Below are 12,836 nucleotides of genomic sequence, written 5' to 3'. Positions count from 1 at the left end.
TATCAACAAATCTTTTACTGGCTTTTCCATCTGCTTCATCAAAAAATTTATTTTTAAATTCTTTGATTTTTTCTATATTTTTTTCATTATGTAATGCTATAATTAATTCATCTGTATTTTTTACTATTTCTCCTGGTACAAAACTTTCATAATCATAATAGAAATCTCTTTCATCTATATAATCTTCTAAATCATCTGCATACATTATTATTTTTCTTTCTAAAAGCGCAAATTCAAATATTATAGATGAATAATCAGTTATTAATGTATCTGTTATACATAAAATATCATTTATAAATTTATAATCTGACATATCTATAACTCTGTTACCTAAGTTATCAAACCTTTCACTTACAAATGGATGCATTTTTAATGCCACTATATACTCTTCCTCTAAGTTCTCTAAAACTTTATCTATATCAAACCTTATACTCCCTTTTGCATTTTTTTGATTTATTCCTCTAAACGTTGGTGCATAAAGGATAATTTTTTTGTCTTTAATTTTAGGATACATCTTGTATAATTTCTCTCTTACTTTCTCTATCTTTTTATCATTAAAAAAGATATCTGTTCTTGGAACTCCTATTGGCATAATATCTTTAGACTCCATATTAAATGCATGTCCATAATGTTTTACCACTTCTTTTGAAGTAACTATAACCTTACTATAATTACTATGAATTTTAATATCTTCTATATAGTTTTTATTTGCTCCAAAAGTTTTATCTACGATACTAAATCCAAATTTTTTAAATGCTCCACAAGCATGCCATACTTGTATTACATAAGTTTCTTCTCTTAATTTATCCATAACGTAGACTGGTAAATAAAAGTCATCTATTATAAATATCTTAGATGTTCCTAAATAATACTCTGCTAAGCACATATAGATTAAATTTCTTATCTGTCCTAGCACTCCTTTTTTAGGCTTTCTATATAAAAATTTATATTCATAATCTAAGTTTCTTTTCCTTAACTCTTCTAATATGTACTCATAGTTACCATAAATAGTATCTTCTCTATAGCTTGCAAACACTATTTTATTTTTTAATTTATTCGTACAAGCAATTTTATAAGCTATTTTTAAAATTGTTTTTATAATTCTATTTTTATTAATTTTCATCTCAACACCCCATTTGAATAAATAATAACATTTGTTCATTTATTATTCAAATTTTATACATCTATTTATTATAAAAATCATATACTTATATGTCTATATGCAAATATTTAAATAAAAAGGGGGACTTATTAATGTTTTGTACTAAATGTGGAACTAAAGTTGATGATGATGCTTTATTTTGTACGTCTTGTGGTGAGAATTTAAACAATAGGAGTACTTCATCTTCTAATAGTAACACTCAATTTCATTCACCCATTTCCAGTAAGGAAATAAAAGCTCATACTTTTCTATCATTATCAATCTTTAAAAAACAACTTTCAGCACCAAAAATCCTTGAAGAAACTTTATCTTATTCAAAGAATTTAATGCTACTACTTTCTCTAATAGTATTGCTTCCATTTATTTCTGTCATTTTTACTGCAGTAATTTTTAATTTAAGCCGTGCTAGTAGATATTTTTATGGTGACATTCAATTTTCAATATTTTTTAAATTCTTCTTTGTGGGTGTTTTATTTTTAGCACTTCTTATATTTTTAACTGGAAGCTTAATGATTCCATTCACTAGAGGTAAATTATCTTTTGATAATGTTGTTCGGGCTGCTACTTTACCAATGATTAATTTACTTATTTTCTCAATCTTAAATTTACTTTTATCATTACTTTCTATAACGCTTGGCATTATTGCCTCACTAATCGGATTTCTTACATTTTTATTTTCTTACTTTAATGGAATTAGATATTTTGCTAAAGATTCCGAGTTACTACCAATTTCATTTTCAGGAAGCCTTGGTATAAGTTTCTTTATTTCTTCATTAATATTATCATCTATAGTAGGAAGTATGTTAGCTAGATCGCTACCTTTCTTTTAGTAAATAAAAATTATTTATCTTCCTTACTATTAGTAATAATTATTAAATAATACACATAAGAGATTACACTACTGTAATCTCTTATTTTGCTTTTGATAAGTACTTAAAATTATTGTATAATTTATAATTATACTAAAGATTATTTAAAAGGAGAATTTGCCATCTTTAAGACATTCAAACTTAAAAGTCTTTCTATACACTATGGCAAAAAACTAAAGATGACTAAGAAAAAAACAACTAAAAACAACAATATAAAAAAAACAAGTGCAACTAGTAGTAAAAGTAAGTCTTCAACACCTAAAAAAAAGGTCAGCACAAATGAAAAGACTTCTCTTAAGCCAGCTTCAAAAACTGCTAAGGCTACACTTAAGTCTAATGTATCACCTTCTAAAAAAATATCTACTACTAAAAAAGGAAATAAAGTAAATTTTGGTATTGTATTTTTTGGAATAGTTTTAGTTCTTATTGTAGGAACTCAAATTATAATAAATCCAAAGCCTACAAAAGCTAGTTCTAATACAAATGCAACTCAAAGTTCTACTAACTCTACTACTCAAACAAATGTATATCCTTATTTTAGTAATATAAGTAATACATTTAGTACATTATTCTTACAAGAATTAAATAATTATAGAGAAAATAAAGGCTTAAATGCTCTACAAAGAGTTCGCTCTATCTCTAAAGGAACTACTGTAACTTTACAAATTCCTAATATAGAGACTGTAGCTCAAAGCCAAAATTTAAATACAGAAACATTACTAGCTCAAGGTGTCTTAAATAAATTCCTTGAATCAAGTAATAATGCAGTTGTTGCAAATGCTAATGTATCAACAGTATTCTTAAATACTGAGATGACAAATGGTACTCTAAGCTTAACTGTTACAGTTCCATATGAATATCAAGCCCCTGCACCTGTTCCTGTTCAACAGCAACAACAACCGATTCAGCAGCAACAACAGCAACAACCGGTTCAGCAGCAACAACAACAGGTTCAACAACAACAACAACAACAACAACCGGTTCAGCAACAACCAGTTCAACAGCAGCCAGTTCAAAATAACCAAAACACACAAACTAATCGTTCATCACAATCTAGTCAAAACCAAGGAACTCAAAATGAACGCCAATCTACTATACAAAACCAAAGTAGTAGTAATAACAGTTCCTCTCATGAGCGTGAATCTAACCAACAATCATCAAGTAATAAATAATAAAAAATGTACTTACATTCAACTTGTAAGTACATTTTTTACTTTCTATTTATATTAGCTACTAATAATAATTCTAGGATTTCAAAAGCTATAACTACTTTATTAAAATTTTATAATAAAAAAAAGATTAAGTAAACTTAATTACTTAATCTTTCTCATTAGTCCTCAAAGACTATTTCATTTTAGCTACTGATTTAGCTATTGTATCTGTTAATAATAAACAGTTAGCTAATGTCATACCTTTTTCTAATCTTGGGTTAAATTCAACTAAATCCATACTCTTAACTAAGTTAGTTCCGATTAACTCTCTTATAACGTATTGAGCATCTTCCATGTTAAATCCTTCTGGTACTCTTGTTCCAGTTCCTTCGATGAATGTTGGATCTATTCCATCGATATCATAGCTGAAGTGAACGTTTTTGATATTTTTTCCTTTTAATATATCTAAAACTTGTCTCATTGTTTCTTGAACTCCAAGTTCTCTAACTTGTTCCATTCTAAATACAGTGATGTTGTGTTCAGCTAATATTTTTTCTTCTCCTGAATCGATATCTCTTTGTCCGATTAAAATTAAGTTTTCAGGCTTAACTTTTATTCCTTTGAAGTAAACTTCGCTTAATTTTTCATCAATTCCGATTGATCCAGCGATTGGCATTCCGTGAATGTTTCCACTTGGTGAAGTTTCTATAGTATTAATATCAGCATGAGCATCAAACCAAACTACTGCAAATTCATCTAAGTTATCACAAGCTTTACTAGCTCCTGCAACTGATCCTAATCCTAATGCGTGATCTCCTCCGATTGTTAATGGGAAAGCACCTTCTCTAATTGATTTATCAACTTTCGAAGCTAATTTCTCAGAAGCATCTAAAACAACTGACATAAACTTAGCATGATCATCGTCATTATACTTTTCAGTTTCACTAGCATAGATTATATCGATATCTCCTAAATCTACTACTTCATTCCCTGCTTTATGTAATAATTCAATATCTCCACCTTGTCTAAGAGTTGAAGGTCCTTGATCTACTCCTGGATTATCACATCCGTAAAATAATGGTACACCGATTACGTTAATTTTCATATCTAATTCCCTCTTTCAATAAAAATTTTAAGCAGCTTTTTTCTTTAGTTGCTATACACTTATTCTATTTTTTTTTTACTTTTTTATCAAACAAGCTATTTTTGATAAAAATATATTTTTCATACCATTTTTGATAACACTTTACTTTTATTTATCTTATTTAATTACTTTTTTTTCATTTTATACATGTTTTAATATCATTTTTGCTATCTCAATTAACTTTTTTAAACTATTTGTTACTAAACACCTTAAAAATTTTCTTTTTTTACTTTTTTTTATATCTTAAAATATTAAAATGTTTTAAGATATACATTTTTTTTCATTTTTATGCACTTCTATATTTATTTTAATGTTATATATATATATATATACATTTTTTTCAGATTGATATTTTTTTATCATTATTCTTATACCCTTTTATTTATAATTTTATTTATTGTTTGTTTAAATTTATATCTATCATTTTCAGAATTTTTTTAAAATTTCTTATCTTTTTATAAAATTTAATCCTTGTAAAAACTCCTCTTTTTCTTTTTCACTTGCAAAAGCTTCTACTGGAATAGTTACTAACTCTTTATCACCTTTTTTTAAAAAGAATAGATAATCATTTTTTTCAACAACTTTTTCAATGCTATCTATCTTAAATTTATAAGTTTTTTTATTATTCTCTAAATTTTGAACTGTGAATTCTTTCCCTTTTCTAAGTATAGCTTTTTTCTGTATGTAATCTGGATTTCTCTTTACAACACCTCTAAGTCCTCTTCTAAGACTATTTCTTTTAAGCATTAATGTATTAACCCAAAGAAATCCTGATGTTAATATAAATAAGAATATTAATGCTCCAACTTCAACTGTAAATAATCCTGATGTAATTGCAACATACACAATTAATATAAATACTATAATTGTATAAATTACTGGAAAAATATTATTAAAAATCCAATTTTTCAAAGATATTTTTCCTAGACTAATTTTAATCTCTACTAAATCTTCTAGATCATTTTGATATTTTATCATCATATTTTTTACCACACTTTCTTTATAATTTAGATTTTATCTCATTTTATCATTATTCTTCAAAAAGTAAAATAAGAAGTCGATATAAAGTGAATTACTCCACTTTATAACAACTTCTTTTAAAAATTATGCTATCATATTATTTTCTTCACCATTGAATCTGTGTGCTAAGAATCCATAGATTGTCCATCCTGCCATAGCAACGATTCCTCCGTATAACATAGCTTGTGCTCCTGCTGTATATAAAGCATATAAAGTATAAATACCAGCTATTACTGCTATTACGTTATTCATCTTAACCTTCTTAGGATTAACTGATGCTTTTTCAACGACTTGCATATTTTGTAATGATGCCATTGATAATAAGTATGGAACCATATTAGTTACAACCGCTAAGTTAACAATTACTTGGAACTGAGCGTTTAAGTTAGGACTAATAGTCATTACTGCAAATAAAGTTTGAACTATTCCTAAAATAACCATACCAACAATTGGTACTTCTTTTGAAGTAACTTTTGCAAATACTTTTGGGAAGTATCCTTCGTTTGCTGAACTTCTGAAAACTTCTGCAACTGTGAATTGCCATGCTGTTAATGATCCGAAACAAGCGATAACCATTAATCCCATGATTATTTTACCGATTGTTGGGTTGAACATTGTAGCAAATGCTAATCCAAATGGAGCATTTGAAGTTGCTAATGCATGTAATGGAACTATACCAGCCATAACTTCAGTTGAAATTATGTAGAATATAGCAGCAATTATTGTTCCTGCTAAACAAGCTATTGGAACGTTTTTCTTTGGATTTTCAACAGCATCCATATTAACTGAAGCTGATTCTAATCCTAAGAATGCCCATAATGTTAATGATAATGTTGATTTAATTCCTGATGCTATTGAAAGGTGATGTGGATTCCATGCAGCTATCCAAGCTTTAGGACTGAACCAGAACCATCCGATTACACAAATAACAACTAAAGGAATTATTATTCCCCAAACAACTACAGAACTTATTTTTCCTGTAAGACTTGCACTACCAAAGTTAAGGATTATACTAACCCATAAAACTGCTACAATTGCAAAGAAGTTTGCAATTGGTGATAATGTAACCCCAAAAAATTGAGTTCCATATGCTACAACTGAAACTGAAATAGCAACGTTTGAAACAACTAAAGATATTGCATATCCATAGTTAGCCATAAAGTTACCATTTTTACCAAAAGTATATTGAGCGTATCCACCCATACCTCCTGAGTTTCTACTTAACATACCACATTGTGAGAATGTATAAGCTAATGCTAACGCACCTAGTATTGTTATTACCCAAGATAAAATTGATATTGTACCAACTTGAGCTAAGTTAGAAGGTAACATTATAATTCCTGAACCCATCATATTGATGGCAACTAGAATGGTTAATTGAAGACCATTCATCTTCGTTTTACTTTTTCCCATTTTGTTTAATACCTACCTTATAATATATATTCTAACTGCTTTACTTTATTTATTTACTAAATAAAGTAAAGTAGTCATTAGCAATTTAATATTTAATTTTCATTTTAGTTTTATTTTAAAACTAATGCTTGGAATCTTCTTACTCCATCAATCTCAACAGCCTCTATTCCATGAATATCTCCATTGTATCCTTTGAATACTCTTTCGAATTCTTCTCTTACTAATAAATAGTCAACTAATGATTTTGTTGTTTCATCGATTTGTTCTCCACCCATTACCATTGGTATTCCTGGTGGATATGGCACTACCATCGCTGCTGAAACTCTTCCCATTATTTTATCTAAAGTAACTTTTTCAACTTCCTCTTTGAAAAGTCTTCTTGCAGCTTCTGCTGGTGACATAACTGGTCTTGGAATTGTTTGATAAGCTTTAGCCATAAGTTCAAGTAATTTATACTTTTTAATATAAGTATGCATATCTTGACAGTGATCTTTTAAGCCTTTATTATCGTAAACTCCTGGATTTTCTTTAATTAATTCTGGGAATACTTCTGCTAATGGAGCATTCTCATCATATAACTTTTTGAATTGGCTTAATCCTGAAATTAATGCCCCTTGTTTACTCTTAGTAGTTCCTATTGAGTTTAATACTAAGAATGAGTAGTAGTCAGTTTTTTCTGCAACTACACCAAAGTTAATTAAGTAATTTGAAACTATTGCAGCTGGAATTCCTTCTGCTTCTAAGCTTCCATCAACGTTAATTCCTGGCATTTTAATTGTAATTTTTATTGGATCGACCATTACATAGTCATCTTCTATATCTTCAAATCCGTGCCAATTTCTATCTTTATCTAAAATCCAAGTTTTTTGGTCTTTAGCTAAGAAACAAGTTGGTACGTCTGATACTCTAGTTTCTTTTCCCTCATACATTGTAGTTTCTGGTTGCCATGGTGAGAAAAACCATCCGCCATTTTCCTTTTCGATTTCATAAATCTTACTTAAGTTCTTTCTTAGGTCAATAGCATCTTTAATAGTTTCATCTAATAAATCTTCTCCATTAAAGTCCATCATATTAGTTGCAACATCTAATGATGCAATCATATTATATTGTGGTGAAGTAGATCCATACATCATATATGCTTCATTAAAAATTTCTGGATCAACTTTAGTCTCAGTACCATCTTTAATGTGTAACATTGATGCTTGTGAGAAAGCTGCTAGTAATTTATGTGTTGAATGTGAAGCAAATATTGGTGGATGATTTTCATTATCTAAATCATCTGTCATAGCAAAGAAATTCTTATATAAAGGATGGAATTTTGCATATGCATACCATGCTTCATCAAAATGAAGATTTTTAATAGTTGCATCTACTGTTTTTTTAATTTTACTTACGTTATAACATAATCCATCATAAGTTGAGTTAGTTAATGTAGCCATTTTTATGTCTTCATTTTTCTTCTCAGCTGGAATGATTGGGTTATTATTAACTTCATTTCTAATATATTCTGCTGTAAATTCTTCTAATTTAACTGGTCCTATAATTCCAAGACCATTTCTTCTTGGAGTTATATAAGTTGGAAGCGCTTCTGATATTGTCATTGCATAATTTAATGATTTATGACAATTTCTATCAACAAAAGCTAATTCATCTCTTGTAACTCTTCCTCTCCAAATAATTTGGTTAACTGAACTTGTCCCATTAAGAACATAATAAGTTTGATCAGCTCCAAATACTTTTGCTGCAAACTTTTCCGAATCTCCAATTGGTCCCTCATGATCAAGTAAAGATCCTAATTCTGGAACTGAAATTGAAAGGTCAGTTCTAAATACATTTTCTCCTAAGAAATCATAGAAAAACTTTCCTGGAGGATTCTTTAAGAAAGCACATCCACCCATATGTCCTGGTGTATGCCAAGCATATTTATATTCTTTAGCGTATTTTATTAAGTTCTTTAAGAATGGAGATTCAACAATATTCATGTATGCTTTTGAATGCTCTTCAATTCTTCCTGCTAAGAAATCAACTGTATCTTCATATAAGAAACAAAAATCATTTAACTCTTTAATCTCTGATAAATTTAATATATTTAAATCATCTTTATTTCCTGTAAATGCTATTACAGGTATTCTCTTATTATGTCTTCTAATAAATTTAAGTGCTTTATCTAATTCTTCTAATGTTTCTGTTGAATATTCCATTAATATACAAGTTAGATCTTGCTTATATAATAAATCTTCTTTAAAATCTGCATCTGTTTGTACAAAATTCACTTCTAATTGATATGCAACTTGAAGTTGATTAGCTATATCATTTATCTTCTTAAGCTTCTCTCCTTCATCATTTTTCATATGATATATAAGTATCTTACCTTTTTTTAATTCACTCATTTTTACACCTACTTATTAATTTTAATATTCTCAATTCTATGTATACTCAATAAAAATTAAATTTGGAAATATAGTAGATAATTACCTACTATATTTCCTATTTTTTTTATTTTTCGTCTAAAACATATCCAAAAGCTTTTACTTTTCCATTTCCTTGTTCTTCTAAGTAAACACCTTGAATTTCTGGTGCGAATCCTGGGAATTTATTAATTCCTTCTTCTAATATTAAGAAGTATTTTTGAACTGTTTCTGTCCATCTTTCACCTGGTACTACACAGAATACTCCTGGTGGATATGGAAGAGCTCCTTCAAGTGCTACTTCACCTACTATATTTTCTAAGCTAACTAACTTACATTTGTTTTGAATATATTTTACATTAGCTTCAAATGGATTCATTACTCTTTCAGGGAATGATGCATTTCTGAATATTTGTTTTTGATATTCTTTTGCATTATTTTCTCTATAGAAGTTATGCATTTCTTGACATAATTGTCTTATAGTATATCCATAGTAACGCTCTTCGTTATTTTGGTAAAGTGTTGGTATAACATCTTTTAATAATGCATCATCTTTGATTAATTGTTCAAATTTAGCTAATTGAGCAACTAAACTTTGCATTTTTGTCATAGTTTCAGCTGGAGTCATTAAGAATAAAATAGAGTTTAAGTCATTCTTTTCTGGAATGATTCCATTTTCTCTTAAGTAGTTAGCTAAAATATTTGCTGGAATACCAAATTCTTCGTATTCTCCTGTTTCAGCATCAATTCCTGGAGTAGTTAACATAAATTTATTTGGATCTACAAAGTATTGATCTTCTGCATATCCTTCAAATGAATGCCATTTTTGTCCTGGATGGAATTTAAAGAATTCAATGTTGTTAGCTATTTCTTCTGTATCATAACTTTCCCACTTCTTACCATTTATTTCAGTTGGTATGAATGGTTTAAACATTTCACATCTTTCAAGAACTAATTTTCTTGCTTCTATTCCTACACATACACAATCATGCCATAATTTCTTTCCTGCTTCTCCTTCTTGCATTCTAGCATTTACGTCTAATGATGCGAAGATTGGATAGAATGGACTTGTACTAGCACATGTCATAAATGCATTATTCATATGTTTATGATCAATGTATCTTTTTTGACCTTTGATATGCTTGTCTTTTTTGTGTATTTGTGAAGATTGTGAGAATCCTGCTTGTTGTTTGTGTACTGATTGAGTAACAAGTATTCCAGGATCATTCTCATTTAAATCTAATAATAATGGAGAACAATTTCTCATCATTGGTATGAATTGCTCATATCCAACCCATGCAGAATCAAATAAGATATAATCACAAAGATGTCCTATTTTATCTACAACTTGTCTTGCATTATATATTGTTCCATCATATGTTCCTAATTGGATTATAGCTAATCTGAAAGGTCTTTCTTCTTTAGCTCTAGCTGGATCTACTTTTGCGATTTCAGCTCTTATATAATCTTCTTCAAAACAATGTGCATCTATTCCACCAATAAATCCAAATGGATTTCTTGCTGTTTCTAAATAAACTGGAATTCCACCTGCTTGCATTAATCCTGCAATATAGTTTGATTTATGGTTATTTCTATCAAATAATACTAAATCCCCAGGTGCAACTGCTGCTTTTATAGCAACATGGTTAGATGTTGAAGTACCATTCATTACGAAGTATGTTTTATCAGCATTATAAACCTTAGCAGCATGCTCTTCTGCTGAAACTGCTGGGCCTTCATGTATTAATAAATCTCCTAATGCAACGTCAGCGTTACAAATATCTGATCTAAATACATTTTCTCCATAAAACTCATATAACATTCTTCCAGCTGGATGCTTTCTAAAGTATTGTCCACCTTGATGTCCTGGACAATCAAATTCAGTATGTCCTGCCTCAACGTATTTTTTTAACTTTCCAAAGAAAGGAGGAAGTACTCTAGCTTCATATTCAGCAGCTGCTGCTTCTAACTTTCTAGTATATAAAGTTTTATTAAAATCATTATCAACATCAATTATGTTGTATATCATTGATGAAACTTCAGCATCAATAACTTCTCCATCTTTTACTGCAACAAAAACTGGAATACCAAATTTTGTTTCATTTACTTTTTTCATTACATCTATTTCACTTGCAGTTACTACTACAGCAGCTACATCTGTAAAATCTGTCTTTGTGCAATCAACCATTTCTCTATCTGTTGAGAAATAATTCTTAGCTAATTCCGAATAAGCAATTTTTAAGTTACTCATATGTATCTCCTCCAAAATGTTTTATTGTCTCTCGACATATATAACTATACGTCCCCTTTGTTTTTATTACAAGATACTTTTCAAAAGATTTACTTTTAATATGCCCATTGTTATATTTTTCAATATTTTGTTAATATATTTTCGCACATTACTTGGGTTTCAATATTTTGTATGCATTTTTAACACTTTTTCTTTTTTTAAAAAAATTTTAATGTTTTCAATGATAAATATATATATTTTTTTCTTATTAATCAATTTAATGTATTTTATTTTGTATTTTTGATTTTGTGTTTTTGATTTTATTTGCATATTCAATCATTTTTTACCTATTTTATTCATTAATTTTTTTTAAATATTGTAGTTTTTTAATGAACTCAAGTACATATATAATCTTAATTTTGTTATTTTTTTACTAAAAAATGCTATAATTCCTTTTTTTCGCAGTGTTTTTTATGATTAACTGAAAAATTTAAAAAAACTTGGCCAGTATTTTAATTTTTTTACTAACCAAGCTTTTTATATATCCATATTTTCTATGGATTATTTTCTTCTATTTTTCTCTAAATCTACCTTATCTAAAGGAACTAATTTTGTCTTATTTTTAATTTTATAACCAAAGAATAATATTAAAAATAATGGTATTCCTATATAAGATGAAATGAATCCCATCCACTGTATATGTCCATTACCTATATAACTAATTCCTTGTCCAATTATTACTATTGCACAAAGTACTATTGCTATAATAGGTCCAAGTGGAAACCACTTAGCCTTATATTTTAATTCTTTAAAGTCTTTTCCTTGCTTTACAAAGGCTTTTCTAAATCTATAATGACAAATTGCAATTCCAAGCCACGCTATAAATCCTGCAAGTCCTGATGCTGACACAAGCCATATGTATACTAAATTTTCTGAATAAAGTCCTGTTAGGAAACATGCTGATGCTATTACTGTTGTCAAAATAATTGCATTAACAGGTACTCCTCTTTTATTTGTTTTACCAAATATTTTTGGTGCCATTCCTTCATGAGCCATTGAATGAAGCATTCTGCTTGATGCATACATTCCTGAATTTCCAGCTGAAAGAACTGATGTAAGAATTACTGCATTCATAATTGATGCTGCTCCTGCTATTCCTACTTTTTCAAAAACCATTGTAAATGGACTTGTTTCCACTCCTGCTTGTTTTGCAGTCAAAATACAACCAATTACAATAATAGTTCCCATATAAAATATTAATATTCTCCAAAATATTGTATGAACTGCTTTTGGAATTACTTTTTCAGGATGTTCTGCTTCTCCTGCTGTTATTCCTATAAGTTCAGTTCCTTGAAATGAAAATCCTGCTATTAAAAATATACTAAGTATTGCTGGTGCTCCACCAACAAATGGTCCACCATCTGCAAAGGCATTCTTTA

The 12,836-nt window shown here is 28.6% G+C and carries 9 protein-coding genes; 2 read left to right on the top strand and 7 right to left on the bottom strand.

Features of this window, described 5'->3' with window-relative positions; genetic code table 11:
* A partial coding sequence (locus tag ACRDDY_RS02260) for a CDP-glycerol glycerophosphotransferase family protein (protein ID WP_438563350.1) occupies positions 1-1,123 on the bottom strand: 1,123 nt, incomplete at its 3' end.
* 131 nt (positions 1,124-1,254) lie between these two features.
* On the opposite strand from ACRDDY_RS02260, the gene ACRDDY_RS02255 reads away from it, so the two are divergent.
* A complete protein-coding gene (locus tag ACRDDY_RS02255) occupies positions 1,255-1,992 on the top strand; it encodes a zinc ribbon domain-containing protein (protein WP_438563349.1) in 738 nt (245 codons plus the stop codon).
* 218 nt (positions 1,993-2,210) lie between these two features.
* Positions 2,211-3,203, top strand: coding sequence for a hypothetical protein (locus ACRDDY_RS02250; protein WP_438563348.1), 993 nt, complete (start codon positions 2,211-2,213; stop codon positions 3,201-3,203).
* 172 nt (positions 3,204-3,375) lie between these two features.
* On the opposite strand, the gene rocF is transcribed toward ACRDDY_RS02250, so the two are convergent.
* The 6 genes from rocF to ACRDDY_RS02220 all read right to left on the bottom strand — a co-directional run.
* Positions 3,376-4,287, bottom strand: a complete 912-nt coding sequence (rocF, locus tag ACRDDY_RS02245; protein WP_438563347.1) for an arginase — start codon at positions 4,285-4,287, stop codon at positions 3,376-3,378.
* 486 nt (positions 4,288-4,773) lie between these two features.
* Positions 4,774-5,307 carry a YcxB family protein gene (locus ACRDDY_RS02240; RefSeq protein WP_438563346.1) on the bottom strand — a complete coding sequence of 178 codons (534 nt, stop codon included), beginning with the start codon at positions 5,305-5,307 and terminating at the stop codon, positions 4,774-4,776.
* 123 nt (positions 5,308-5,430) lie between these two features.
* A complete protein-coding gene (gene potE / locus ACRDDY_RS02235) occupies positions 5,431-6,759 on the bottom strand; it encodes a putrescine-ornithine antiporter (protein ID WP_438563345.1) in 1,329 nt (442 codons plus the stop codon).
* A 110-nt stretch (positions 6,760-6,869) separates the two neighbouring features.
* Positions 6,870-9,149, bottom strand: coding sequence for an Orn/Lys/Arg decarboxylase N-terminal domain-containing protein (locus tag ACRDDY_RS02230; RefSeq protein WP_438563344.1), 2,280 nt, complete (start codon positions 9,147-9,149; stop codon positions 6,870-6,872).
* A 106-nt stretch (positions 9,150-9,255) separates the two neighbouring features.
* Positions 9,256-11,418: an ornithine decarboxylase gene (locus ACRDDY_RS02225; protein WP_438563343.1), complete on the bottom strand. Its 2,163-nt coding sequence runs from the start codon at positions 11,416-11,418 to the stop codon at positions 9,256-9,258.
* A 540-nt stretch (positions 11,419-11,958) separates the two neighbouring features.
* A partial coding sequence (locus ACRDDY_RS02220; RefSeq protein WP_438563342.1) for an amino acid permease occupies positions 11,959-12,836 on the bottom strand: 878 nt, incomplete at its 5' end.

Source organism: Clostridium sp. (genome assembly GCF_051656525.1).
Classification (GTDB): Bacteria; Bacillota; Clostridia; order Clostridiales; family Clostridiaceae; genus Clostridium.
The sequence above is the reverse complement of the archived record's forward strand: the minus strand, read 5'-3'. Positions and strand labels throughout refer to the sequence as shown.